At 37.8% G+C, this 25,886-nt stretch carries 23 protein-coding genes; 18 read left to right on the top strand and 5 right to left on the bottom strand.

Annotation, left to right across the window (positions count from 1 at the left end; genetic code table 11):
• Window positions 1–58 precede the first annotated feature (58 nt).
• Window positions 59–997, top strand: a complete 939-nt coding sequence (lpxL, locus tag B6A32_RS11385; RefSeq protein WP_085304081.1) for an LpxL/LpxP family Kdo(2)-lipid IV(A) lauroyl/palmitoleoyl acyltransferase — start codon at window positions 59–61, stop codon at window positions 995–997.
• 74 nt (window positions 998–1,071) lie between these two features.
• A complete protein-coding gene (locus tag B6A32_RS11380; protein ID WP_085304079.1) occupies window positions 1,072–1,773 on the top strand; it encodes a TcpQ domain-containing protein in 702 nt (233 codons plus the stop codon).
• Here B6A32_RS11380 and glnE read toward each other — a convergent pair.
• A complete protein-coding gene (gene glnE, locus B6A32_RS11375; protein ID WP_233131398.1) occupies window positions 1,770–4,697 on the bottom strand; it encodes a bifunctional [glutamate--ammonia ligase]-adenylyl-L-tyrosine phosphorylase/[glutamate--ammonia-ligase] adenylyltransferase in 2,928 nt (975 codons plus the stop codon). The genes B6A32_RS11380 and glnE overlap by 4 nt on opposite strands.
• 113 nt (window positions 4,698–4,810) lie before the next feature.
• On the opposite strand from glnE, the gene B6A32_RS11370 reads away from it, so the two are divergent.
• The 9 genes from B6A32_RS11370 to B6A32_RS11330 all read left to right on the top strand — a co-directional run bounded on the left by B6A32_RS11370 (window position 4,811) and on the right by B6A32_RS11330 (window position 11,901).
• Window positions 4,811–5,821 carry a hypothetical protein gene (locus B6A32_RS11370; RefSeq protein ID WP_233131397.1) on the top strand — a complete coding sequence of 337 codons (1,011 nt, stop codon included), beginning with the start codon at window positions 4,811–4,813 and terminating at the stop codon, window positions 5,819–5,821.
• Between the two features lie 8 nt (window positions 5,822–5,829).
• Entirely contained in the window at window positions 5,830–6,732 is a 903-nt protein-coding gene (locus tag B6A32_RS11365; RefSeq protein ID WP_085304077.1) for a DUF350 domain-containing protein, read from the top strand.
• Window positions 6,733–6,826: 94 nt separating this feature from the next.
• Window positions 6,827–8,533, top strand: a complete 1,707-nt coding sequence (locus tag B6A32_RS11360; RefSeq protein WP_085304075.1) for a polyamine aminopropyltransferase — start codon at window positions 6,827–6,829, stop codon at window positions 8,531–8,533.
• Between the two features lie 148 nt (window positions 8,534–8,681).
• Window positions 8,682–9,095: a YjfI family protein gene (locus B6A32_RS11355; RefSeq protein WP_085304073.1), complete on the top strand. Its 414-nt coding sequence runs from the start codon at window positions 8,682–8,684 to the stop codon at window positions 9,093–9,095.
• Window positions 9,096–9,118: 23 nt separating this feature from the next.
• Complete coding sequence (locus B6A32_RS11350) at window positions 9,119–9,808, top strand: PspA/IM30 family protein (RefSeq protein ID WP_085304071.1); 690 nt, start codon at window positions 9,119–9,121, stop codon at window positions 9,806–9,808.
• Between the two features lie 94 nt (window positions 9,809–9,902).
• Window positions 9,903–10,541 (top strand): hypothetical protein, encoded by a 639-nt coding sequence (locus B6A32_RS11345; protein WP_085304069.1) that lies wholly within the window; start codon window positions 9,903–9,905, stop codon window positions 10,539–10,541.
• Window positions 10,542–10,543: 2 nt separating this feature from the next.
• On the top strand, window positions 10,544–10,873 hold the full coding sequence (locus B6A32_RS11340) for a hypothetical protein (RefSeq protein WP_085304067.1): 330 nt from the start codon (window positions 10,544–10,546) through the stop codon (window positions 10,871–10,873).
• 55 nt (window positions 10,874–10,928) lie between these two features.
• Window positions 10,929–11,417 carry a potassium channel family protein gene (locus B6A32_RS11335; RefSeq protein WP_233131396.1) on the top strand — a complete coding sequence of 163 codons (489 nt, stop codon included), beginning with the start codon at window positions 10,929–10,931 and terminating at the stop codon, window positions 11,415–11,417.
• Between the two features lie 223 nt (window positions 11,418–11,640).
• Window positions 11,641–11,901, top strand: a complete 261-nt coding sequence (locus B6A32_RS11330; RefSeq protein ID WP_085304065.1) for an LPP leucine zipper domain-containing protein — start codon at window positions 11,641–11,643, stop codon at window positions 11,899–11,901.
• Window positions 11,902–11,994: 93 nt separating this feature from the next.
• Here the strand turns inward: B6A32_RS11330 and B6A32_RS11325 are convergent, their stop codons facing one another.
• Together B6A32_RS11325 and B6A32_RS11320 are read right to left on the bottom strand one after the other, a co-directional pair.
• Window positions 11,995–12,915 (bottom strand): L,D-transpeptidase family protein, encoded by a 921-nt coding sequence (locus B6A32_RS11325; protein WP_233131395.1) that lies wholly within the window; start codon window positions 12,913–12,915, stop codon window positions 11,995–11,997.
• A gap of 98 nt (window positions 12,916–13,013) precedes the next feature.
• Complete coding sequence (locus B6A32_RS11320) at window positions 13,014–14,525, bottom strand: CYTH domain-containing protein (protein ID WP_085304063.1); 1,512 nt, start codon at window positions 14,523–14,525, stop codon at window positions 13,014–13,016.
• A gap of 207 nt (window positions 14,526–14,732) precedes the next feature.
• Between B6A32_RS11320 and B6A32_RS11315 the strand changes: the two genes are divergently transcribed.
• The 3 genes from B6A32_RS11315 (at window position 14,733) to B6A32_RS11305 (ending at window position 17,733) form a co-directional block, all read left to right on the top strand.
• Window positions 14,733–15,332, top strand: a complete 600-nt coding sequence (locus B6A32_RS11315; protein ID WP_085304061.1) for a TIGR04211 family SH3 domain-containing protein — start codon at window positions 14,733–14,735, stop codon at window positions 15,330–15,332.
• A gap of 60 nt (window positions 15,333–15,392) precedes the next feature.
• Complete coding sequence (locus B6A32_RS11310) at window positions 15,393–16,901, top strand: capsule assembly Wzi family protein (RefSeq protein WP_158088480.1); 1,509 nt, start codon at window positions 15,393–15,395, stop codon at window positions 16,899–16,901.
• A gap of 88 nt (window positions 16,902–16,989) precedes the next feature.
• Window positions 16,990–17,733 carry a glycosyltransferase family 25 protein gene (locus B6A32_RS11305; RefSeq protein ID WP_085304057.1) on the top strand — a complete coding sequence of 248 codons (744 nt, stop codon included), beginning with the start codon at window positions 16,990–16,992 and terminating at the stop codon, window positions 17,731–17,733.
• Between the two features lie 32 nt (window positions 17,734–17,765).
• On the opposite strand, the gene B6A32_RS11300 is transcribed toward B6A32_RS11305, so the two are convergent.
• The gene (locus B6A32_RS11300; RefSeq protein ID WP_085304055.1) at window positions 17,766–18,806 is read right to left on the bottom strand and encodes a CDP-glycerol glycerophosphotransferase family protein; all 1,041 of its coding nucleotides are present in this window, start codon (window positions 18,804–18,806) and stop codon (window positions 17,766–17,768) included.
• Between the two features lie 402 nt (window positions 18,807–19,208).
• Here B6A32_RS11300 and leuA point away from each other — a divergent pair, with 402 nt between their 5' ends.
• The 4 genes from leuA to leuD all read left to right on the top strand — a co-directional run bounded on the left by leuA (window position 19,209) and on the right by leuD (window position 24,032).
• On the top strand, window positions 19,209–20,804 hold the full coding sequence (leuA, locus tag B6A32_RS11295; RefSeq protein ID WP_085304053.1) for a 2-isopropylmalate synthase: 1,596 nt from the start codon (window positions 19,209–19,211) through the stop codon (window positions 20,802–20,804).
• Window positions 20,805–20,901: 97 nt separating this feature from the next.
• Window positions 20,902–22,014, top strand: a complete 1,113-nt coding sequence (gene leuB / locus B6A32_RS11290) for a 3-isopropylmalate dehydrogenase (protein WP_085304051.1) — start codon at window positions 20,902–20,904, stop codon at window positions 22,012–22,014.
• 1 nt (window position 22,015) lies between these two features.
• Window positions 22,016–23,434, top strand: a complete 1,419-nt coding sequence (gene leuC, locus B6A32_RS11285; RefSeq protein WP_085304049.1) for a 3-isopropylmalate dehydratase large subunit — start codon at window positions 22,016–22,018, stop codon at window positions 23,432–23,434.
• 1 nt (window position 23,435) lies between these two features.
• A complete protein-coding gene (leuD, locus tag B6A32_RS11280) occupies window positions 23,436–24,032 on the top strand; it encodes a 3-isopropylmalate dehydratase small subunit (protein ID WP_085304046.1) in 597 nt (198 codons plus the stop codon).
• A gap of 145 nt (window positions 24,033–24,177) precedes the next feature.
• Here leuD and B6A32_RS11275 read toward each other — a convergent pair whose 3' ends face one another.
• Window positions 24,178–25,845 carry an AAA family ATPase gene (locus B6A32_RS11275; RefSeq protein WP_085304044.1) on the bottom strand — a complete coding sequence of 556 codons (1,668 nt, stop codon included), beginning with the start codon at window positions 25,843–25,845 and terminating at the stop codon, window positions 24,178–24,180.
• Between the last annotated feature and the right edge of the window lie 41 nt (window positions 25,846–25,886).

Here is a 25,886-nt window from a genome sequence, read left to right as displayed (position 1 = left end):
TAACAGATATAATAACCAATATTGTATCACAAGCAATTCAATGAGTTGAAATCATCCCGTGAGTAAAAACAAAGTTTTACAACCAAATTTTAAAATATCTTACCTATTACCTAAATATTGGCTAACGTGGATTGGAGTGTTTATTCTTTATAGCATTTCTTGGCTACCCTATAAATTTCAGCTATTTCTAGGAAGAATAATCGGCCGAATTCTTTATAAAATTGGCTCAAGTCGAAAACGAGTTGCTTTAAGAAATTTAGAGCTGTGCTTTCCTGATATGTCTGACGCCGAACGCCAGGTTATGCTCAAGCGCAACTTTGAAAATACGGGTATTGCACTGCTAGAAACCGGCATGGGTTGGTGGTGGCCAAATTGGCGTGTAAAACGCAAAACTAAAGTTATCGGCCTTGAACATATTGAAGCAGCACAGAAGCAAGGTAAAGGTATATTGCTACTCGCCATGCATTACCTGAGTGCTGAAATTAACTGTCGCGGCATTGGTTATGGTCATCCAATGGTGGTGTTCTATCGACCACACAATAATCCTTTAATGGAATATTTTCAGTTTCGTGGTCGTGGCCGTTCGAATAAATATATGTTAGGAAAACGTGATGTTAAAGGTTTACTTAAAGCCCTTAAAGATGGCGAAGCATGTATTTATTTACCCGATCAAGATTACGGAAGAAATCGCAGCGTATTTGTACCTTTTTTTAATGTCCCTGAAACCGCTTCAACCACGGGCACATTAATTTTTGCTCGACAAAAAAACACCCAAACTCATATGCTAATTCCAACTCGAAATGACGATGGCAGTGGTTATACATTAGAGATAAAGCCTATGCTGGATAATTTCCCTACCGGTGACGATACAGCAGACGTTTTAAGAATAAATCAAGAATTAGAAAAAGCTATTATGGTTAAGCCAGAGCAATATATGTGGTTACATCGTCGCTTTAAAACACGACCTAACGAAGACGATCCTTCATTGTATAATTAAAATAAGTTGTTAAATATATATACAAAACGGCAAACTATGATAAAAATTAAATAACATACGACAATAAGTGATTTATGAAATTATTTTTTAAAATTATTATAGGCCTTATTTTAATCGGTTTAGGTGCTGCTCTTTGGCTAAATAAAGCCCATTTATTCGGAGACAAGCAAAGTACTTCGCAGGTACCTGCAGTTACGAATGTAGATCACCATCATAAAAGCGAAACAACGCCAGAAAATGTGTCTGTAGAAGAGAAAAAAAGTGAAACTGAAAACGTCGTGAAGAAAAATAGCAATGCGGCAGCCGATGGACTCTCACGTTATTATGCCAATTTACATGGCGAAATGGACGGCAAAGGTCCAAAGATTCGCAATAATATTGTTTATTTATCTGAGCCAGAAGGAGATTTAGCGTTAATACTAGAAGAAAGGCGCATAAATACTCGGCCTTTACGAAGAAGTTGGACTGGCAATACTGACAACCACCCATTTCGCCTTGGTGAAACCTTGTATCAGAAGTTAACTGAGTATTCTAAAATCAATGATGTTGAATTAATTTGGTGGTTAAATCGTGATTTTATCGTCAAAAGCCCTTTTAGAATCAATAAAGATATTATTAAAACCTCATATCAAGTAGGTAAAGCCATTGAAGGCCACTTTGAAAATGGCCTTTCAATTTATTTTTGTTACCAGCAACGTGCTATTGTTTTAATAGAGTACGATATTCCTTACTTAGCTAAAGAATGTTTAAAATTACCCAAAGATAAAAGTTATTAGCGCAGACCTAATGCTGCGCTATTTTTCTGATGCAGTATCGCTGTAACAATATTCATTACTGGGTTATGCTCTGAGGTCAACTCTGACGTAGGCATCATTGCTGGGCTATTTTGTAACGTTGCACGATGGCTTAAATCACGTAACTTACAATAGTTTTCAACCAAAGTTTGCTGCTGTTGCACAGTAATAATATCAATACTAGCTAAGTATTCGAGTAAATTAATATTATCGGAGTAAGCACTTAACTTAGGGTGTTCTACTGAATGTGCGAGCACCAAATACTGCACGAGAAACTCAATATCAACCAGTCCACCAAGTCCTTGTTTAATATCAATTTCAGTTGATGATGATTTATCCAGATGGCGCCGCATTTTATCACGCATTTTTAACACGTCTTCACGTAATATTGCTTTGTCACGTTTTCTCATTAACACGTCGCGCTTAATTTCTTTAAACCTTAATGCCAATGCTTTATGACCATATATAATACGCGTGCGCACTAAAGCTTGGTGCTCCCAGGTCCATGCATCATTATTTTGATAATGGGCGAAAGTATCAATATGCACCATTAACAAGCCAGCATTACCTGAAGGCCTTAAACGCATATCCAATTCATACAGAATACCATTTGCCATTCGTGTATTAAATAAATGCATCATTCTTTGCGCAAGTTTTAAATAGAATTGGCCAGCCGAAATTGACTTTTCGCCTGAAGTCATTTCAGCTAAATCAGCATCGTGTACAAAAACTAAATCTAAATCTGAGCTATATCCGAGTTCAATCCCCCCTAATTTCCCATAGCCAATAACCGCAAAACCTTTATCTTGGCAATCTAATTTACTCGTAGGAACACCAAAGCGTAAGGCCATTTGCTGCCATGCTAAGTTGGCGACTTCTTCTACTAGTGCTTCTGCGAGCGCGGTTAAATGGTCACTGACTTTGGTAATAGGTAAAATACCTGTGATATCTGCAGCAGCGATACGCAATTGTTTAGCTTGTTTGAATTGACGTAGCGTGATCATTTGCGCTTCTTGATCATCTTCAGGCACTCGCAACATAGTTTCTCGCAACTCAGCGACATAAGAAGATAATAACGGTGGCTGATGGAAGAGTTTGGGGTCAATCAACTCATCTAGTAATATAGGAAACTTGGCTATATGCTCAGCCACCCAACTACTATTTCGACATAAATGTATTAACTGTTTTAACGCTCCTTCATTCTCAAATAGTAACTCAAGATAAGCCGTTCGAGTGGCAACTGTAGTTAACACCCCTAATACCCGCGCTAAGGTTTCATCGGTTAATTTCAACTCTGCAAGGTGCCAAAGTACTGTTGGTATTAATTTATCAAGAGTTTGCCTACCACGACTTCCCATGCTTCGCTTAACCATTTCACGACGAAAATCTCTCAATGTAAGCCATAAAGATTCACTATGGGTAAAAATTACCCCGTTAGCGGTATCAAGTAATTGTGGCGAATGTTCAATCCAAGCAATAGATTCTTCATCGCTCCATTGGCTATCCCATAATGTTGTCCAGTATTGATCTACAGCTTGTCTATTTGGGCTTTCCTCACCAATAAGTTCATCAAATTGTTGATGTACACCATGCATATGAAATGAAAGCTGTGTAAGAAAAGTAGCCCAATCGCTACACTGGCTATCCGCAAGAATAGCCACCAAACGCTGTTTATCTAATTCGCATTCAGGCAACGTTTGAGTTTGTTGATCGTTTATTGCTTGAATAATATTCTCAACTCGACGTAAAAAACGATAGCTATTAGTTAGCACCTGCGCGCTTTGAGGGGTAAGTTCACCGTGGGTTACGAGTAAGGGCACTACCTTTAATAGATTACGATGTTGCAAGTCGGTATCACGACCGCCTCTGATCATCTGGAAAACTTGCACAATAAATTCTACTTCACGAATACCGCCAGCGCCCAACTTAATATTATTGGTCAGTTGCTTTCGCCTAACCTCTTGTGCAATCAAAGCTTTCATACGACGCAAACTATCAATAACACTAAAGTCAATATAGCGGCGATATACAAAAGGGCGAAGCATAGTCGACAACTGATCATGATAATCGCTTTCGCCAATCAAACGTGCTTTTAACATGGCATAGCGCTCCCAATCACGTCCTTGATCTTGGTAATAGTTCTCCATGGCAGTAAATGATAAAACTAATGGTCCACTTTCGCCAAAAGGTCGTAAACGCATATCAACACGATAGACAAAGCCATCAGCCGTTTGTTGATTCAAAGCCGTTATTAATTTTTGACCTAAACGGGTAAAAAATAATTGGTTATCTATACTGCGCCTAACACCTTGTGTTTCACCAGCTTCAGGATAAACAAAAATTAAATCTATATCAGAAGAGAAGTTCAACTCTTTGCCGCCAAGCTTTCCCATACCATAAACCAGTAAACGTTGAGGAACCCCTTCAGCGTTAACTGGAGTGCCCCATTTTTCCTGACAAAATATTGATAACCAATCATTCGCTGCGATGATTAGGTGATCTGCCAAAGACGACAACCTTTTTAATGACTCATCAAGCGATATGCCTAACAAAAAATCACCAACAGCAATATGAACCATCTGCTCTAAACGAAACATCCTCAAACAATGCTGTAATTGCTCTTCTGTTTTACATGGTTCCAGCTTCTCTTTAATTACACCACCATAATTAGGGGTGTTTGTCGTAAGTAACTGCTCGCTATTAAACAGCTCAACAATTACGATTGGAGCCTGTATGGCGCTGCGTAATATAAAGTCACTTAAAGCGATTGCGCGTTTAAATAGTGCTAATCGCTCTGGTGTAAGGCTATCAGCCGCGTTAGGAAATTGTTGAGAAAACTGTAACCAACTTTTATCTTGTTGTTCTACAAGTAGTGGTGAAAATGACAAAGGAGATGAATTAAGCACGTTATCCTCGAAAATAGTTACAAATGCAAATGAGCATACGGTTATAATGTACAATAAATAAATTTCACTGATATACCTAAAACATTAGACATAATATGTCATAAATGGTATTAATGAATGATTACCATAGCATTTTTGAGGACAGTATGGCAGGAATGCAGCCCCTAAAATTAATGATACTTTTGCTGACGTTACTACTCTTTGCTTGTTCAGATCCAGTTAAAGAGAAAATTACTCAGCAAATTCCACTCACAGAACAACGCATTGACATGCTTGCTAAAGCGCTTGCTAATGGCGAGGTTCGTAACGCTAATTTAATTGGTCAGTACGGCGCAAGGCTATTAACTGCTAAACCAAGTTATAAACCGTTAATTAATGAATTTTTAAAAGACACCGGCACCCAAGGTCCTATGTTTTTAGCATTAGTTGATCGATTAAACACGGTAAAAAATCAACCACAAATGTTTGAAAGCTCTCAAGCTATTTACGACGAGCTACTAAATTTATATCAGGCTGCTGATCCGGTTTTATATTCTGATGCCTTAAGCGATCCGCTCAACGTTTTAGCTGATATGTCCGACGGAACTTTGCCACGCGTCAATGCCATGTCAAAAGCACAAAGTATGTCGGCTAATAAAGCTCAAGACTTTGGCACCGGCGAACAACTTATTGGCAACCCTTCCTACGGCAGTTGGACAACCGGTTCAAATGGTATGTCTTTCTGGGCTTGGTATGGCATGTATTCAATGATGGGTGATTTATTTGGCTCTCGTCGCACGAGTTATAATGATTGGGGCCGAAATAGAAATTATAGCTATTACAATGATTATGGCCGTAAACGCTACAGTTCTCCTGATCAACTGCGTAAGCAAAATGATATAGACTCTCGTACTAAAAAATCATTTGAACGCCGCGGACAAAAGTATACTAGCACCTATAGTAAAAACAGAACTGGCGCGTCAAGTATCTCTCGTCAAAGTAAAAGCGCACAAACCAGTGCCAATCGATTTGCTAGCAAAACAACCAATAAAAGCGCTTATGCTAAATCAAGTAAAAGTGCTAAAAATGCTAGTTTTAGAAACAGTAAGAGTACAACGTCACGTAGCTTTAGACGTGGAAAGTAGGGATAAATATGAATACATTTATTGAAATAACCGGCCTCAATCTAGAGCTATTAATTTTCTTAGCCATTGATATCACCATCGCTATTATATTACTGGGCGCTATGCGCTTTATCAGTGGTTTATCAGCAAAGGTTAACTCAACAGACGAACTTTCTAAAGAAGATAATTTTGCCTTTGGTATAAGTGTTGCCGGCAGTGTGGCTGCCCTAGGTATTGTATTAACGGGTGCTATAACCGGAGAAAATGCAGATAGTTATTTAATGGAAATTATCGGCATGGCAAGTTATGGCATTTTTGGTTTAATCTTAATTAAAGTTGGTCGCATTTTTCATGACCGCTTTGCTTTAAACCAAATTGACAAGAATGCACAAATTAAATCACGCAATATTGCCGTTGGCATTGTTGATGCCTCTGGTGCTATTGCTACAGCAATTGTCATTCGTGCCGTATTGCTTTGGGTTTATGGCCTAGATATAAGCACCTTTGCCGCTATTACCGCTGGCTTTGTTGTTTCACAAGCCATGCTAGTGTTAGTTACCCGACTGAAAGAGCGCCAATACTCGAAAAACAATCAGAATAGCAGCATGCAAAATGCCTTTGCACAAGGTCATGTTGCACTTGCCATTCGTTATGCAGGCCAGGCTATAAGTACTGCCTTAGCTGTTACAGCAGCTAGTCATTTTTTAACTTATAGTCCAGAAACCTTAATGGTTAACTTAGTTGGTTGGTTAGTGTTTGGTATAACCATGACATTATTAGTTGCCCTACTCACATCTATTGCTAAGCGTCTAGTGCTCATGGGTATCAATTTAGTAGAAGAAGTAGATCATCAGCACAATATCGGTGTTGCTTGTGTTGAAATGGCAATCAGCATTTCAATTGCACTACTACTAACGGCGTTAATGTCTTAATCACCGCTAAAACCTCTACATTAAATCAAGCGCAATTATGCGCTTGATTGCCTTCTAACCAATAAGTACCGCACATTAACTGCTAGGAACATCCATGATAATCGAAAGAAACCGGCTATGGGACGATACACTGCTGATTTTAACTATGGCTGTTTTAGCTGGTTGTGGATTGATATACGAATATCTATTATCGCATTATGCAGGTCGTGTTTTAGGCATAATGGAAAGCACCATATATGCCATGATTGGCTTAATGATCGTTGCCATGGGCTTAGGAGCATTTGCCGCGCGTAAAATTCAATGTGCTTTTAATGGTTTTGTATGGCTCGAACTCACCATTGCATTTTTAGGCAGTAGCTCAATATTGATCATTGGTGGGCTGATCGCTATTACCCAAACCTTCCCTGAAATACTAGGCAGTATGTTCAACCTGCCACCAGACGCCTACCCGCGAGGTGGTATTTTTAAACAACTTAGTTTTCTTGCATTTAATAGCCCTTATTTTTTCGGCTTAATCTTAGGGTTTTTTATTGGTATGGAAATCCCCTTAATTGCTCGAATTCGCGAAGAAATACACCAAAAACACCTAAAAAATAATCTTGGCACCATCTACGGAGCAGATTATATCGGCGCAGGTATTGGCGCAGCTATTTGGGTTGTTTTTCTGTTATCAATCGACATTAGCAAAGCCAGTGCATTAACCGCCGCTTTAAACTTAACGGCCGGCGTTATTTTCATACTTTACTATTGGCAAAGGCTTACTTGGCGAAAAACCTTAATTACAGCCCATGGAGTTTTATTAGTAATGATCATGGCTATATATCATTATGGTAATGGGTGGTTGAGCCAAATGAGTAACTTACTTTACCTCGACAAAGTTGTTTATAGTGATAAAACGCGCTTCCAACAACTTACCTTTACTAAACGAAATATGGGGCCTGAAAGCGGAAATATTATTAACTTTTATTTGAATGGCCGCTTGCAGTTTTCTTCTTCCGACGAGTTTATATATCACAGTTATCTCGTAAACCCAGTTCTAGCGGGTTCTGCACGCCATGACAATATTCTTATCATAGGTGGCGGTGACGGACTCGCCTTACGAGATGTGCTGCAATGGCAACCTAAACACGTCACTTTAGTTGACCTAGATACTGAGTTGATGCAGTTATTTAAAAAACCGCATGAAAAATTACCTCACTCTCTAGCTAATGAAATTGAAACGTTAAACGCAGCCAGTTTACGTGATGAAAGAGTTAACATTATTTCTGCTGATGCCTTTATTGCTATTGACACATTACTGCAAAGCCAGCAAACCTTTGACGCTATTATCGTTGACTTGCCCGACCCTAGTCATCCGGATCTTAATAAGCTTTATTCAGTTAATTTTTATGCCCGCTTAAAACAGTTGCTTGCGGGCGATGGCTTAATTGGCATTCAATCTGCTAGCCCTTATCACGCTAAGAATGCCTTTATTGCGATAGGAAAAACGGTACAAGCTGCTGGCTACTCAAGCGTGCAACAATATCATGACAACGTGCCAAGTTTTGGTGAATGGGGTTGGACTATCGCTAGTAAAATTGGTGCTTCGCCGCTTACAAGATTAAAAAGTATGGAAGAATTCCCTACACCTCATCATTGGCTAACCTTACCTATGACTATTAATGCCTTTGAGTTCTCCAAAGGCTTTTATGAGGACAGCGACTCAGTACCCGTTAATTATCTCGGTAGTCATGCCATTTATCAACTGCATCAAAAAGCATGGCAAGATCAACAAGGGCTAAATAATGCCCATTTACAATAAATATGATTACTATAGCTTACAAAATAAAATCAATTAGCACTTGACATAATATGTCATAATGCTAAATTACTCCCAACACGACATAATATGTCGTCAGTAAAATCAAGTTAATTGGTTTTACGCTACTTATTAGAACATGAGGAAGAACATGAATATTCATAAGATAGCTGACTATTTAAATGCTTTGGCCGATGATTCGGACACAGGTATGACCTTTGACTGCCAACCTATTTCAGGTGAAGTAGATGTACTGCAAATATCTGTATTTGGTCGCGAAGAGCTGCCTATATTTGTATCAGTAACAGATGACCAAATTCTTTGCATTACTTACCTCTGGGGTGAAGAAGAAGTTAAAGCCGATAAAATCAATGAGATGCACGTAAGCATGCTAGAGATGAACATTCCAATGCCGCTGTCTTCATTTTCGAAAATCGGTGATAAATATGTCATTTTTGGCGCCCTAGCGATTAGCTCAACTTTTAATGACATAGAACACGAACTAGCGGTATTGAGTAACAATGCACTAGAAATTATTGACGACATGAGTGATTACTTAATTTAAGCAGCCACCTTAGGAGTATTATTATGAGTATATTTAAAAAAATTATGACCGCTATTCGCGGCGGTGCAACTGAAGTTGGCGAATCAATTATTGACTCAAATGCCACTCGCATTTTTGAACAAGAAATTCGTGATGCAGAAAATCACTTAACTAAAGCTAAACGTGATTTAACCGGTGTTATGGCACAACAAATGTCATCTAGCCGTGACGTTGAACGCATTAAGCGCGAAATTACTGAACATGAAGGTTATGCTGTTCAAGCCTTAGAAAAAGGTGATGAAGCACTTGCATTAGCAGTAGCTGAAAAAATTTCTACGCTAGAGAATGAGCTTACAACACAGCAACAAGCACTTGATAGTTTTCAAGGTAATGCTGAGCGTTTAAAAGAGCTAGTTAAAAAGAGCGAACGCCAAGTGGCTGAGTATAAGCGCCAATTATCTATGGTTAAAACCACAGAAAGCGTACAAAAAGCAACTTCAGCCATTACGGATAACTTCTCATCAAGTAACTCAAAGTTATTAAATGCTAAAGACTCGTTAGAACGCATTAAAGCTAAACAACAGAAGTTTGATGATCGCATGAAAGCTGCCGAAGTATTAGAGTCTGAAAACTCAGATACATCGTTAGAAGCTAAGCTAAAAGAAGCAGGTATTGGTGCTAGTGATAACAGCGCTAATTCAGTACTAGAGCGCTTAAAAGCCAAGCAAAAATAAATCAACAATTTGATTTACCGCTTTGTATCTATGATGCAAAGCGGTTTTTTAGCTTTATTTAGCTCAACTATCTGCCAAAAATTCGGAGCACAAAGTGAGTTTTTTCAAAAATATATTCAAAAAACCAACACCAGAGCGCAAACTCAATAATGTAAAAGATCTTACCTTAGGTGATATTATTGTTATGTCAGACAGCTTTGGTTTACCCAGCGCATTACGAGCACAAGAGTTTCAAGTTAGCGCCGTAAATAGCTACGAATTTGAGCATAAAACTCAAGCAGAGTGGGTACTTAAAGGCAATAATGAACTAGAATTATACTTAACGTTAGATATAGACGATAAAACTTACTTAAAATTCTCTCTGAAAATATTACATCAAGATGTAGAAACCTTGTTTGATCTAGAGCAATTCGCTGAAGTCTTCGATGAACCCGGTGAGGCACAATTAACCCGCCTTGCTGACAATGACACCACATCAGGCTGGAGTAGCGAAGCATATCAACAAAGTAGCTACGCTGAAGTTGGGTACTTCCATCGCAAAGATTATAGAACAGATGCTCTTTCTGCTTATGAAGGCAAAGACAGTGGCGAGCAGTTTGAACTTTATGCATTGTTTAACGAAGATCAAGACAAAGGTGTAGACATTGAAGTTTGGCAAGATGGCGACACTGAAGTATTTTTGACCCTTTTTAGACCTACCACAGATATTGTGGACATGTATCCAGGGAGCTAATTATGTCACGAAAAATCCCAGAGAAATGGCAGTCATCAGTTAAAGCAGTTAAAGCGGTACAAGTTGCTTTTGATATGGACGAAAAGATTCAACTCGCCATTCGACAAAAAGCGCTAAAGGCAGGTATTAGCCCTTCTGAACAAATCAGAGATATTCTAGGTTTGCCAACCAATAAACGTCCTAAACGCCCAAGGTTAACGGTTAGTTTATCGGGTGAAGATTATGTACTACTTGCTGAAAAATATGGTCTGTCTGCTGAACAACAACTTGAAATTAAAAAAAAATTGATGGATGATTTAATTAATTATGTTGATCATACACCGGATGAGTAAAGTGCTACTCAACTTAACGGTCAATTCTATTAAATAAAATAACGTAGAGATTGCAATGATAGTCGTACAAAAAGCCATGGAAAAAACTCATTTATACAGCATAGATGACTTTGGAGTGAAAAATTATAACTACGGTTTTATTGGCACTATATCTTTACTCTTATTCTTAACATTAAACATTTCACTAGGCTACTTTACTTATCAAGCAGAAGTAGGTCTTGAAGCTTCGCCAATTCAAACTTACAGCGATGCTATTTGGCTAATGGTCATGTCTGCAACTACCATTGGCTTCGGTGATGTTTATCCTATTACTCTGATCGGTCGAACGTGCGTTTTTGTTATGTTTATTTTAGGCGTAGGCATATTAGGTGGAATAGGAGCAGTATTTGTTAATAAAATATTTGGCTTTGCCGATACCAACATTAAAAATCGCGAGCTTAGAATGCAGAACTCACAAATTATTGCTCAAAATACAGAAATGGCGAAAAAGCTTTTAGCCTTAGAAGAAAAGTTAGAGGCACTGACAAAATCCCTCGATAAATAATCTACCTTGCCCCCAAATACAATAATACCCAACAAGAGTGCTAATACCTAATACAACGTTTCTACTAATAATTGTTGTTCAATGTTAGTGCTTGCTCCGACTAAAGTGTCGAGTTACAAACTCTTGCAAGCTAGTTGCTATTTTAAACCGTACTATTTTTGTGCCATACTGAAACCTGACCACTCTTAGCATATTAATTTAATAGAAATACAGGGATCTCTTTATGATATTAAAAAAATTAACACTCGTAGCCATTGTTGCCATTATTAGCGGTTGTGCAAACAACACTGCCTTAGAAGCAAATATTTCGCAATTAAATCAAAAAATTGATAATTTAACTAATAAAGTTAATAGCTTATCTGCTAAAACAAAAGCAGTATCTGGCGAAGTAAACGCATTAGGTATGGCGCAAGAAAAAACTAATCAAGCGGTGAAAGATACCAATGAACGCATTGATAATGTAGTGGCGAGTTACAAAAAATAATTTAAGCGACTATTTATAGTTACTAAATATTGTATATGAGCATAAATAAAACACTAAACTTTGTTTGGTGTTTTATTGTTTTTGCAGCGATATTTAGCGTGTATATAATTCAGTTACCAATCCTTGCGGGTTAGCGACTTGTTCAATTAACATTTTTTTATTTTCAGCTAAATCGCCTACAAAATGACTAATATTATCGGTGATTTCAGCTACTCTTTCTTCACCATCTTCTCTCGTTAAAGGACTATGTACTTCTAGCAACTTTTTTCCTGGTTCATAAGATAACTTTATTGTTTGCTCAATAATTTTTACAGGAGTATTAATGGCAACATGTTGAAATAACCACTCAATATCATCGTCATATAAACGAATACAGCCTGAACTGGCACGCATTCCTATTCCAAAACGCTGATTAGAACCGTGTAACAAGTAAACACTAGTGCCTAATCGCATGGCATATTTACCAAACGGATTATTCGGCCCCGCAGGCACTTCATTAGCGAGTTGCTTACCATGCTCTGCAAAATATCGTGCTTTCATTTCGTTAGTCGGCCGCCAAATGGGATTTTTTCGCTTTTCGCTTATATAACTAGTTGTTTTTGGTGTTGCTAAGCCTTCCCTACCAATACCTACAGGGAAAACATGTACCTTGTCGCTATTTTCAGGGAAATAATACAAGCGTAATTCAGGCAGGTTAATTACAATGCCTTCACGTTTACCAAAAGGTAACAACATTTGGCTTGGTATAACTAACTGATGTCCCACTGTAGGTAAAAATGGGTCAATACCGGGGTTAGCGGCCATTAAGGCGAGAAAACCAACATCATACTTTTCGGCAATAAGTTGAAAGTAGTCACCTTTGACAACCACATGATATTGCTTTTCTCCAATTAGCCTGGAGCCTGCCTGAGGTAAACTATAAGTTTTTGCATAACTTAAAAATGAGATTGAATTAAGTGTAAAAACAAACATAAACAGTTTACGCGCAAAGGTATTTATCAATATATTTGACATAAGATTACAACAATCACTTTTCAGGTTAGCTTATGTGAGTTAATGGCTCATTACCCAGATGCTATTAACTCACAGCACGTTAAGAACAGAGTGCTTATTTATTCATACCAATAAGGAGGCATAGTAACTGCAATAGCTTTCGTATGATTTAATGCGATAAGTAAACTGTCAACCTTGCTATTTTGCCACTGAACCATTTTTTTAGGTGGATTATCTAGTTTTTCTAATTGCAGCTGAATAATCCATAAAGAATGTAACTCTGTAATACCTTGCTGTAAATCTAGCCAAGGGTGGCGAAACTTATCACGTAATTCGTTTTCAAATAAGCCAGCAAGCCAAGTACCGGTTAATGAACTTCGATAAAGCGGTTTACTTAATTCTAGGTACTGCTGACTCTGTAAACTCGAGGTGTTTTTCATCTGCACACTTAGTTCACTTAAACTGAACTCTATTTTATCTTGAGCAAACTTAAGTAACGCATCATCTGAAACTTCATTTGTTGTATTGTGTTGCTGACTGCGCGTTAAAAAAAGCTCAAGAATCGAAAGTTGTAACTGATTAAATCGGCTACTATGTAAAAGCTGAGAAATATCTTCATTGCTTGGGAAGAGGCGTTTTTCAATTCTTAACTGTTCGATAAGTTGCTGACTAAATTCTAACTTTTTTCGATAATTTCCTGTTTTATTTGTTAGCTCTTGCAAATGTATAGCGTTATCAACCCATGCTAATAAATGGATAAAGTGGCTTAATTCGTCTCTAACAAGCAACTCTTGTGCTGATAAGTACTCTTCGAATAACCAAAAACCATGACGCAATGTTGCCAAATCAGCTTTGATCTGTATTAATGCCTGTAAACTAGGGGCAAGTAAATAACGTTCAATACCTTTTTGTAAGCCAGTAAGGCTAAGACTTAGTCCATTAGTAAAAGCAGCAGCAATAGAGTCGCGACGATTTTCACAAATATAATTTGATTGTTGAGTTTGGGTACTCTCTGGCTGTTTTTTCCAAAGCGAATAACCACGTGCAGCCTTACTCTTTATGCCTGGTCGTAGTGCAAGTACATCAAATAATAGTCTGGCTAGATTAAAAAGTGCGGACTTGTCTCCTTCAACCAGTTCAAACTCAAGCTCATGAATAACCTTTTTATTTTCTGAACTAGTAATTTCCCCTTGATCAAAAGCGAGCTCAACTACGTTACCTACTGAATCGCTAATTAACCAAGTACAACGTTTAAAGTTGGTGTCGAACAAGGCTACCAAGTCTCGCTGAATAGTGCTAACCGATTGGCTTTGATGCCAAATTTCATTGGGAAAAAGCGATAGTATTGGAAATTCACTTACGATATCAACATTGTATTCAGGTCGACTATGTAAACCACCAACAACTTGCCCAGCAGTTTTAATCGTTTGCTCGATATGGTCATTGTTGCGGCGAACTCTTAAACCCATATCGTGATGACGTAAATTAAGATCTGGCGTATCAAAATAACAATTAGCTAATTGCTTTTCCTGATAGCTAAATTGAATGTTTTCACGATTTAAGGCTTGGTTGATTTTTTCTTCGGTGTTATCGCCTAAAACTAAATATTTAAGCTCTATTTCGGTTGTCATACTTTTCCAATAGTAGTTATAAATCAAGCTTATTAACTGCAGTTACAAAATTTTTGCACATTTACAGCAAATAATAGTCTCAATCTTACATGATTGTTATTTTATAGCAAAAATCTTAGAAATCTAGGCGCTATCACTTGCTATCACTCCTGCAAAGTCCTACTATCTTTGCCATTCTCTGTTTAAAATGGCGCTATTGGTTATTTCATGATGAACATAAAAAAAACATTCGTTACTCTACTATTTTTAACCCCTTTATTTTCTTTCGCCGAAGAGGCCGACTCATCGTCCACGGCTGGCTATATCTCTGAAGATTTAATTGTTTATATGCATACCGGTGCTGGCAAAAATTATCGCATACAAGGTACTGTTAATTCTGGTGAAAAAGTAGAGTTAACTGGCAATTCAAATAATGATTACAGCGAAATCATTACTGATAAAGACCGAATAGGTTGGATCGAAAGCAAGCATGTTTCAACCAAACCAGGCATGCGTTATGTTATCGCTGACTTAAATGAAAAACTCGCTAGTTTTCAATCAGGCAAAAGTGACATGACTCAGCAACTTAATGATGCCATTTTAGAAATTGACACATTAAAGTCTGAACGCAGTGATCTACAAAACAGCATTTCTGCACTCAACATGGACTTAACACAAACAAAATCACAATTGAAAAATCAAGACACTAGTATTAAAAAACAATGGTTTTTTAATGGCGCAATCGTCTTAGGTATTGGTTTACTATTTGGTTTGATCTTACCGCGTTTATTTTCAAAACGTAAATCTAGTATGGAAAACTGGGGCTAACTTTTAAATTAGAATTTAAAAGTTAGGCTAAATATCACTTAAAGAACTGAAAATCTTATTTTGAAATTACATAAATTATCTTACACGCTATTTTTGTTTTGCTTTTTCACGTCTGCAGAACCTTGGATTGATACATCAAATATTTATCTTAGATCAAGTATTCAACAACTTGCTGATGCAGGCCACATAAAAACACCCGTTACTACATTTCCATTAATGTGGCTCGATATTGGGCGTGACTTAAAGCATGTTGATTACTCTTCTTTAAATAGCTCGGAAAAACAAGCCTTTGATTATGTAAATCATCAATTTCGAATGGCAAAAAATAACAGCAAAAAATTAGAGCTTAACATTGCCAATAAAGACAAACGTTTTACAAGTTTTGGCGAGGACTTTAGAGACAAAAACAATATAAAAATCCAAACAAGTCATATGACAGACTCGTTTGCTTTTGGTCTTTCTACCAATTATACGTTTTCTCCAGAAGATAATGACAAAACACGATTTGATGGTAGTTATGTTGCAGGCTTTATTGGTAATTGGGTGGTCTCACTTGGTAAGCAAGATAGATGGTGGGGCCCAGGCTGGGATAGCAACTTAAGCTTAACTAATAACGCTAGGCCTATTCCAGCGCTTTCAATATCCCGCAGGTCAGCAATACCTTTAGAAATTCCATTCACTGAAATTGAAATCCCTTGGACCGTAACTTCATTTATGGGCGTTATGGACGATAAACGCGTTATTGATGACACGCTGTTGTGGGGCTTCAGGTTAAATTTTCAGCCGTTCGACGGTTTAGAGGTTGGCATTACTCGTTTAGCACAGTTTGGCGGTAAAGGCCGTTCAAAAAGCTTAAGCACTTTTTTCGATGTATTATTAGGCAAAGACAATTGTGGCGCTTCAGGACTTGATTGCGGCGTAAATAAAGAAAACGAACCGGGTAATCAACAAGCAGGGTACGATTTACGTTACTCATTCAACGTACTAAATACCCCTGTGGGTTTGTATGGCCAATATTTTGCAGAAGACGGTGATAACAGTGGCTCTTCATTAAGCTTTTTAACAGAACCCAAAGTGCAAGTAGGTATTGATACTGACTTAAAGATTTTTTCAGCTCATACAAAGGTTTACTTAGAATATACCGACACCTACGCTGATTGCACAGATACGAATAATAGCAGTATTGGTAATTGCTACTATGAGCATCATATTTATCAAACAGGCATGCGTTACCAGCAAAGAACCTTAGGTAACTTATACGATAATGATGCAACGAGCGTGGTTTTAGGTTTTATTTCTACCATTGATCAAAATACAAATGTAACGAGCAAAATTCGTCACTTACAACTGAATACAGATAACAATGATAAAGCACCAGGGAATAATATTATTGGTAATCCGCTTACAGAAGTGGCTGAAGACTTGATCATGGTATCGACTAAGGTTCAACATAGTTATAAAAACTGGCGATACACCTTGGGTTTAGACCTCAGTCGATCTACATTTGAAAATGACATTAAAGATAAAAAACAAGCAAACTTATTTTTAAAAGTTGAATATAATCTTTAACACAGGTAAAAATATAATTACTTAAATAAATTTTTTCTAAACTGCGAGTTCATGACTTAAAAATCATGAGCAATAAAAGGTAATTAAGATGTCCATAATCAATAACTGTCCCGTATATGTCATTAATTTAGACTGTGCAACTGAACGATTATTAAATATGGACAAACAACTTTCAGAGATAAATGTCGCCTTTGAAAGAATTCCTGCCGTTAAAGGTAACAATTTAACAACTACTGAAATTAACCAAGAATATTCTAAAATACTGAATAAGAAGTATTTTAGAGCAGATTTAAGCATGGGTGAAATTGGCTGTTACATTAGCCACAGAAATGTTTGGCGTAAAATGGTCGCTGAAAATATAGCCTTTGCGGTTATACTAGAAGATGACATGAATATTGAAAGTAACTTTATCCAACTCTTCTCACTTTCCGAGACATTAAGCAAATACGATCTGATTAAATTAGCTGATAATAGAAACCATGAACCCAAACAAATTAGTTCATTAGATCAACAGTTTGAATTAATCAATTTTACAAAAATCCCTAACTGTGCAACAGGTTATACGCTTAATCTAGCTGGTGCTAAAAAGCTGCTTGCAAGAGATAAGTTCTATCGCCCTGTTGATATTGATATGCAGTTTTGTCAAGAGCTAGACTTGTCTGTATTTGGTTTACGCCCTTATCCGATTAGTGAAAACAAGAACTTCGCTAGTGATATAACACTATTGAATGGTGGGTTTCATGGTACTAAAAGCACCAATTTCATTCGTAATATAAAATACAGAATACACTTATGGTACTTAAGGAAAACGCACTTATCAGGAGAGTTATAATCGCTTAATAACATTATTTTTAACGCATGAGATTAAAGCTTCCAGTATTTCAATTTTTTACGCATTTTAAATTGTCTAAATAGATCAAAGGGCTTAGGTTTAAGACTTGATTTCTCTTCAATAGTCTTATCAATCGCATCTAGCAGGCGATAAGATGACCTTCCATCCATGTATGGATGCGTACAATCAATATGCTTCTGAATATTATCCATTAAACATTGAGGTTTTTGCAGGGCATACTCAATTGACTCTTCAAGTTTATCAGCTGAATTAATATCAATTAAATAATCACCTGGTGATATATTATTGAAAGTAACAACTGGCTTACCTTGTAATAAAAACATGATAAGTACAGAAGAGGTATCACAAACCATAATATCTGCTCGCTTCAGCAGGGGGATAACATCATCAGTTTCAACAAAGCTTAAGTGTTCATTTTGAATTGATTTATATTTATCAACTATGCTTCTATCCATTTTAGGATGAAATTGAATTAACCAATTCCATTTACCTGTCTCACTTAAAGATTTTATTGTTTCAAAAAGGTGTGGTGCACAGGTTAATTGCTTAGAAAATGTTGAACACATTAATATTGTCGACTTTACTGTTTTATCGACGTTATTATTGGTAAATAAAGGATCTAATGCGCACCAACCTGTTTCAATGACTTTAAACGTTTGATGCTTTTCAGCTAAACGTTGAAATTGAGCAGTCGAATCTGGCCCCTGCGTGCAATATAAATCAAAACAATTACGCACTTTATAATGATCATTATGTCCTTTTTTATCTACTTTTCCTGCATCAAAACCATGGAAAACCGCAACATTAATTCCTGGGAAAAATGTTGGTGCTATATTGGCAGGAAAAATAACAGCATCAGGATCATATTTAATAACGTCATCAACACTCTTTAATATTTTTTCGTCTGCAGTAAAATAGGATAAATTAACCGCACTACCCTGTACAAACCAATAAACATCTCTGTTGCTATTGCGAATGGCTTCTTGTAATGGTCTTAAAATAGCGAAGCTATAGTTTTGAGATATATTTAAAACAAACTTTTTTGCTTGCATTTTGGGCTCATAAAATAGTGCAATAGGAGAGTGATAGATATTAGCAAGTTATATGTTAAAAATCAGCTACAGATAAATCGAGATTAAAAATAAGGTTATATGCAAAATAAAAACCTTATAACTTATAATATATAACAAAATCACAATTGACAGCACAGTGATAAATGCGCTATTAATAACGTACTAACTATTTATTTAACCAAAATACTAAGTAAAAGCATAAATGAAAAATTTCACTAACATGATTCGTATTAGCCTCCTCCTCGCATTATCAACGCGCGGCTAGGTTTTATTGCTTGAAAAATAAATAGATTACATAATAAAACACTAAACCCGCGCTATTCAACGCGGGTTTTTTTATGCTCGTTATTTAGCGCAAAAACTTTAAAATCAGGGACAAACATGGGCATTTCTAACGATAAAGTAATTATTTTTGACACCACATTACGTGATGGCGAACAGGCACTAAACGCGAGTTTATCGGTACACGAGAAATTACAAATAGCCCACGCTATTGAACGTTTAGGTGTCGACATTATGGAAGTGGGTTTTCCAGTTTCTTCACCGGGTGATTTTCAATCCGTACAAGAAATAGCAAGAACCGTGAAAAACTCTCGAGTTTGTGCCCTTGCCCGAGCCGTTGAAGGCGACATTAAAGCTTGTGCTGATGCGTTAAAACCTGCTGACCAATTTCGTATTCATACGTTTATATCTACCTCTGACGTGCATGTTCAACAAAAGTTAAAAAAGAGTTTTGACGATGTGCAAGCCATGGCCGTACGGGCAATTAAATATGCTCGACGTTTTACCGATGACGTTGAGTTTTCGTGTGAAGACGCAGGCAGAACCCCTATCGACAATTTATGCCGTATGGTTGAACAGGCGATTATAGCCGGTGCTACGACCGTAAATATTCCAGATACCGTAGGTTACACTTTACCCAACGAATTTGGCGGCATTATAGAAACCTTATTTAATCGCGTACCTAATATCGACCAAGCGGTTATCTCGGTGCATTGTCATAACGATTTAGGCTTGGCAGTTGCTAACTCAATGTCAGCGGTACAAGCGGGTGCAAGACAAATCGAATGTACTATTAATGGCATTGGCGAGCGTGCAGGCAATTGTTCGTTAGAAGAAGTTGCCATGATCATGAAAACTCGCCAAGAGTTATTGGGTGTTCATACGGGTATCAATCACCAAGAAATTGCCCGCACCTCAAAATTAGTCAGTCAACTTTGTAATATGCCCGTGCAATTGAACAAAGCTATTGTTGGCGGCAATGCTTTTAGCCACTCTTCAGGTATTCATCAAGATGGCATGTTAAAAGCCAGTAATACATACGAGATTATGACACCAGAAAGTGTCGGTATTAGTAAAACAAAATTGAATTTAACTTCACGCAGCGGTCGCCACGTTATTAAGCACCGAATGGAAAGTTTAGGTTACCAAGAGTCAGACTACGAAATTGAAACCCTTTATGCTGACTTTTTAGCATTAGCAGATAAAAAAGGCCAAGTCTTCGATGACGACTTAGAAGCCTTACTTTTCAATATTAAACAACAAGACCAACAAGACTTTTATCACTTACAAACCGTTAATGTGCAAAGTGGTGGTAGTGAGTTTTCTACTTCAAGCATCAAACTAGCATTAGGTGAAGAAAGTAAGATTGTTTCAGCAACGGGTAATGGCCCTGTCGATGCACTTTATCGTGCGATTAAAAAAGCCATTGATATTGAATTTGAAGTAAGTGATTACAAAATTTCTAACAAAGGTGAAGGCGAAGACGGCCTAGGTAAGGCTGATATAGTGGTATCGTGGCAAGGTCGAAACTTCCATGGCTATGGCTTAGACACTGATGTAATTAAAGCATCAGGACATGCTTTAGTTAATGCGCTTAATGGTATTCATCGTGCGATTACCATTGCTGAATTAAAAACAGAAATGAAAACCGATTTCAACAAAGAAGCTGCTATTGATGGCAAAAACCAAATATAGATAAGCGAGTGATTAACAAGTTACAGCTCGCTTGATTAAGGTTAGCTGTGAATCAGATTCATTTATTAAATAAAATTTATAGGTTTAAAACAATACTATGTCGAAGATTGCAATATTAGCCGGTGACGGTATCGGGCCAGAAGTTATGGCACAAGCAGAAAAAGTATTACAGACGGTTGCCAAACAATATGATTTTGAATTATCTACCACACATTATGATGTAGGTGGTTGTGCTATCGACAATCACGGTGAAGCGTTACCTGCAAGTACCGTTAAAGGTTGTGAACAAGCTGATGCTATTTTATTTGGCTCAGTTGGCGGTCCTAAATGGAGTAACTTGCCACCAACAGAACAACCAGAAAGAGCATCTTTATTAGGCTTACGTGGTCACTTTGGGCTATTTTGTAATATGCGACCAGCACAGTTACAAAGTGCTATGTCTCACCTTTCACCATTACGTGCTGATATTTCACAAGCAGGTTTTGACATTTTAGTAATTCGTGAACTTACCGGTGGCATTTACTTTGGTGAGCCTAAAGGTCGCAAAAATCAAGGGCAAGAAGATGAAGCAGCCTTTGATACCATGATTTACTCTCGTAAAGAAATTAGCCGCATCGCGCACCTTGCCTTTCAAGCAGCTGAAAAACGCCGTAATAAGGTTATATCTATCGATAAAGCCAATGTATTAGCCTCATCACAATTATGGCGAGAAGTGGTTAATAACGTAGCTAAAGACTATCCAAATGTAGCTGTTGAGCATATGTATGTTGATAACGCGGCTATGCAATTAGTGCGCGACCCTGCGCAGTTTGACGTGATGCTATGTTCGAACTTGTTTGGCGATATTTTATCTGACATCTGCGCCATGATCACCGGTTCTATGGGGCTTTTACCCTCTGCAAGTTTAAACGAGCAAGGTTTTGGCATGTATGAACCTGCCGGCGGAACAGCGCCAGATATTGCTGGTAAAGGTATTGCAAATCCTATAGCACAAATTCTTTCAGCGGCATTAATGTTACGTCACAGCTTAAATCAAGCTGAAGCAGCAACGGCGATAGAAAATGCTGTAGCAGCAACACTAAATGCAGGTAACTTTACTGGCGACTTGTTAAGTCCAGAAGAGCGCCACAACGCTAAATCGACCAACGAAATGGGCGATATTATCTGCCAATATATTCGTGAAAACCAACCTACTTCAGGAGCAAAATAGCATGGCCAGCACTTTATACGAAAAATTATGGCAAAATCATATCATTGAAGAAAAAGCCGACGAAACGCCACTAATATTTGTTGACCGTCACCTAATTCATGAAGTGACATCACCACAAGCTTTTGCCAATTTAAAGTTTCATAATCGTGCATTACGCCACCCTGAACGCACTATTGCGACAATGGATCATAATATTTCAACTCGCTCGATTGAAATTAATGCCGCTGGTGAAGGCGCAGCCAATCAATTAAGAACGCTAGAAAAAAACTGTAAAGAGTTTGGCGTTGAATTATTTGGCATGGGCCACAAAAACCAAGGCGTTGTGCATGTTATGGGGCCAGAGTTAGGCTTAACTTTACCAGGCACAGTTATTGTTTGTGGCGATTCACATACTGCTACTCATGGTGCTTTTGGCGCCTTAGCATTTGGTATTGGAACCTCTGAAGTTGAGCATGTATTCGCAACGCAAACCTTAAGACAAACTAAAGCTAAAACCATGCGCATTGAAGTAAAAGGCCAAGTAGCTGCTGGTATTAGTGCTAAAGATATTATATTAGCGATTATCGGTAAAACTGGCAGCGCAGGTGCAACCGGTTATGTAGTTGAGTACTGTGGCGAAGCGATTGAACGCTTAACCATGGAAGAGCGCATGACAGTGTGTAATATGAGTATTGAATTTGGCGCTAAAGCGGGTTTAATCGCGCCAGATGAAACCACATTTGCATATTTAAAAGGTCGTGATTATTCACCAAAAGGTGAGCTTTGGGAACAAGCCGTAACTGATTGGAAACAATTAAAATCAGATACTGATGCCACGTTTGACAGCTACTTAACACTTGAAGCAAAAGACATTAAAACTCAAGTAACTTGGGGAACCACACCTGGTCAAGTTACTCAAGTTGATAATGTTATACCATCACCAGAAGACTTTTCTGATCCTGTTGAGCGCGACTCTTGCGTTGCGGCCCTAAAATACATGGGCTTAACGGCTGGAACAAAAATTACCGATATCACCATTAATAAAGTATTTATTGGTTCTTGTACAAACTCTAGAATTGAAGATTTACGCGCAGCAGCGGCTATTGCTAAAGGTAAAAAGGTCTCACCAACTGTTGATGCTATTGTAGTACCGGGCTCTTACCGTGTTAAAGCCCAAGCCGAAGCAGAAGGTTTAGCACAAACCTTTATTGATGCCGGTTTTGAATGGCGCTTACCCGGTTGCTCAATGTGTTTAGGCATGAACGATGACGTATTAACTGAAGGTGACCGTTGTGCTTCAACCAGTAATCGTAATTTTGAAGGTCGACAAGGCCGCGGTAGCCGTACACATTTAGTTAGCCCTGAGCTAGCCGCAGCATCTGCAATCGCAGGACACTTTGTCGACTTAACAACGATTAACTCACCCGCTAAAGGAGCATAACATGGAAAATTTTACCCAACATTATGGTTTAGTTGTGCCATTAGATGCAGCGAATGTTGATACTGACCAAATTATCCCGAAACAATTTTTACAAAAGACGACTCGTACTGGTTTTGGCCAGCACTTATTTAATGATTGGCGTTATTTAGATAATGACGGCAAAGTAAATAATCCAGAATTTATTCTGAATAAGCCTGAGTATAAAGACGCCAGTATTTTGCTAACAGGTGAAAACTTTGGTTGTGGTTCAAGTCGTGAACATGCGCCTTGGGCTTTGCAAGAGTACGGTTTTAAAGTCATTATAGCCCCGAGCTTTGCTGATATTTTTTACGCTAACTGTATTAATATTGGGGTATTGCCCATTACCTTAACAGCGGCAGAAATAACCGAGTTATTTAAACAATCAAAAGATAGCTTACAACATTTAACTGTTGATTTAGCCACTAGCAAGGTTAAGTCTGCCGATAAGGAATATAGCTTTACTATGACGCCTTTTCATAAGTACTGCCTTGAAAACGGTGTTGATAGTGTTGGTTGGACGTTAAATAAAATTGCAAAAATAGAAAGTTACGAAGCAAAAATGCCAGCTTGGCAGTAAGTTAATAATTTAAGCCATCAGTCATAAAACTGATGGCTTAAATGTTGTACTTAATTTAAAAGCGTAAGATTCATGAATTATCAGCTAGCTCAGCTAAACCAAGCATTCAACCATATATCCATTCAACGAAATTAGCTAAACTCAATTAATTCCAAGACGTTAGTGCGTCCATGGTAAATTTTTCACCTCGAAAGCTTAGTACCACTTTCTGTGGCAGTATTTCATTTAACAGTAATTCTCGACCAATATAATCACCTTCATAACGATCTCGGCCATTAACTCTTACCCAACCTTGGCCATCACTAGCGTATATATGCATTTCAAAAGCTATCGACGGCACACCATCTTGCACCCAAACAGGCATTTGTGTCAGTGGCATAAGATCACCATTTTCTACAGCCGGTTTTTCAATAGGCTGTTCATCTTGCTTGGTTTCTTCAATCGCCGATTGAAAACTTGCCAATAATGCGTCTGAAACCCCTTCTTCAGCTTCAACAACAAAGTTTTTGGGTGTTAGTTTTTTTTCTGGTTCGATAAAGGCGTCTGCGCTTTGTTTTTCCGTGCTTTGTTGTTGCATGCTTTGTTGTTGGGCAATTTGTAGGCTAGCTAATTTTTTTTCCGCTGCAAGTATCTTTTTATTAGTGGCTAATAACTGTTGCTCAGCTGTATCAACCAACTCAGAGCTCTCTACTTTATTATTAGAGATGACAGATTCGTTATCAGATACTGTTTTTTCATTAATCAGGGCTTGTGTATCAGCAGCCGTATTTTGTACTAATGCATTCGTATTATTATCAACAGGAGAAGTGATTTTTTCCTGTATTACAGCTTGGTCTACCTTACTGTTGTTTTCATTTTCAATAGCAGTTAAGTGTGGCGCAGACTTAAAACCCTGCAGTTGATATGATCCCCACCAAATTCCAATAACCAGCACAAGGCCTAATGCAAGAGCTAAACCACCAACTTTAACAAAGCGATTTTTCCACCAAGGGGTAACTTCAAATTCATCACCTAAGGCATCGTATGCGGCTTGTAACACCATTTTACGATTAACCACAGCATTGTTACTGTTATAAGCGTTCATTAAAGAGCGCTCTGCTAACAGGTTCATTAAGCGCGGTATCCCTTTACAGGTTTTATGAATAGCATTAACAGCACTTTTGTCGAAAATCTCTCGAAAGCACTTAGCTACCGATAAGCGATGTTTAAGGTATTGAGCCACTTCTTGCTTGTTTAGCGGTAATAAATGGTATCTTGCGGTAATTCGTTGCGCTAATTGGCGTAAATCTCGGCGCTGTAATAATTGTTGTAGTTCTGGTTGCCCAATTAAAATAACTTGTAAAAGCTTTTTAGTATTAGTTTCTAAATTAGTTAATAATCTTAACTGTTCAAGCACTTCAGGCTGTAAATGCTGAGCTTCATCGATTATTAGCAGTGTATTAATATTTTCACTGTGATTTTTCAGTAATTTTTGCTGGATTTTATCGGTTAGTGTTTTTAACGTAGCGCCTGTTTTTCGATAGCGAATTTTTAATTCATCACACAAAGTTGCCAGTAACTCTTGACTGGAAAGTGTTGGATTAAGAATAAAAGCCGCTTGGGTATTCTCAGGCAAGTTCTCCATTAAACGACGGCTAATGGTAGTTTTTCCAGTACCTACTTCTCCGGTAAGCAGTACGAAACCACCTGTGTCACCCAAACCATAAGTTAAATGATTAAGTGCTTCGCGGTGACGATCACTCATAAACAAATAATCAGGGTTTGGTGCAATTGAAAATGGCTTTTCTTCTAAACCAAAGTAGCTTGTATACATAGAAAATCTTAACTAGTGAATCGACCCTGTGAAATTAACCT

The organism is Colwellia polaris (assembly GCF_002104515.1).
Lineage (GTDB): Bacteria > Pseudomonadota > Gammaproteobacteria > Enterobacterales > Alteromonadaceae > Cognaticolwellia > Cognaticolwellia polaris.
The sequence above is the reverse complement of the archived record's forward strand: the minus strand, read 5'-3'. Positions and strand labels throughout refer to the sequence as shown.

Coding starts and splice junctions, on each gene's coding strand:
- B6A32_RS11355 (WP_085304073.1), top strand. CDS start 8,682: ATGAATATTCATAAGATAGCTGACTATTTAAATGCTTTGGCCGATGAT.
- leuB (WP_085304051.1), top strand. CDS start 20,902: ATGTCGAAGATTGCAATATTAGCCGGTGACGGTATCGGGCCAGAAGTT.
- B6A32_RS11315 (WP_085304061.1), top strand. CDS start 14,733: ATGATGAACATAAAAAAAACATTCGTTACTCTACTATTTTTAACCCCT.
- B6A32_RS11320 (WP_085304063.1), bottom strand. CDS start 14,525: ATGACAACCGAAATAGAGCTTAAATATTTAGTTTTAGGCGATAACACC.
- B6A32_RS11305 (WP_085304057.1), top strand. CDS start 16,990: ATGTCCATAATCAATAACTGTCCCGTATATGTCATTAATTTAGACTGT.
- leuD (WP_085304046.1), top strand. CDS start 23,436: ATGGAAAATTTTACCCAACATTATGGTTTAGTTGTGCCATTAGATGCA.
- B6A32_RS11360 (WP_085304075.1), top strand. CDS start 6,827: ATGATAATCGAAAGAAACCGGCTATGGGACGATACACTGCTGATTTTA.
- B6A32_RS11365 (WP_085304077.1), top strand. CDS start 5,830: ATGAATACATTTATTGAAATAACCGGCCTCAATCTAGAGCTATTAATT.
- B6A32_RS11300 (WP_085304055.1), bottom strand. CDS start 18,806: ATGCAAGCAAAAAAGTTTGTTTTAAATATATCTCAAAACTATAGCTTC.
- B6A32_RS11325 (WP_233131395.1), bottom strand. CDS start 12,915: ATGTCAAATATATTGATAAATACCTTTGCGCGTAAACTGTTTATGTTT.
- B6A32_RS11350 (WP_085304071.1), top strand. CDS start 9,119: ATGAGTATATTTAAAAAAATTATGACCGCTATTCGCGGCGGTGCAACT.
- leuC (WP_085304049.1), top strand. CDS start 22,016: ATGGCCAGCACTTTATACGAAAAATTATGGCAAAATCATATCATTGAA.
- B6A32_RS11275 (WP_085304044.1), bottom strand. CDS start 25,845: ATGTATACAAGCTACTTTGGTTTAGAAGAAAAGCCATTTTCAATTGCA.
- B6A32_RS11380 (WP_085304079.1), top strand. CDS start 1,072: ATGAAATTATTTTTTAAAATTATTATAGGCCTTATTTTAATCGGTTTA.
- B6A32_RS11335 (WP_233131396.1), top strand. CDS start 10,929: ATGATAGTCGTACAAAAAGCCATGGAAAAAACTCATTTATACAGCATA.
- leuA (WP_085304053.1), top strand. CDS start 19,209: ATGGGCATTTCTAACGATAAAGTAATTATTTTTGACACCACATTACGT.
- B6A32_RS11330 (WP_085304065.1), top strand. CDS start 11,641: ATGATATTAAAAAAATTAACACTCGTAGCCATTGTTGCCATTATTAGC.
- B6A32_RS11340 (WP_085304067.1), top strand. CDS start 10,544: ATGTCACGAAAAATCCCAGAGAAATGGCAGTCATCAGTTAAAGCAGTT.
- B6A32_RS11370 (WP_233131397.1), top strand. CDS start 4,811: ATGAATGATTACCATAGCATTTTTGAGGACAGTATGGCAGGAATGCAG.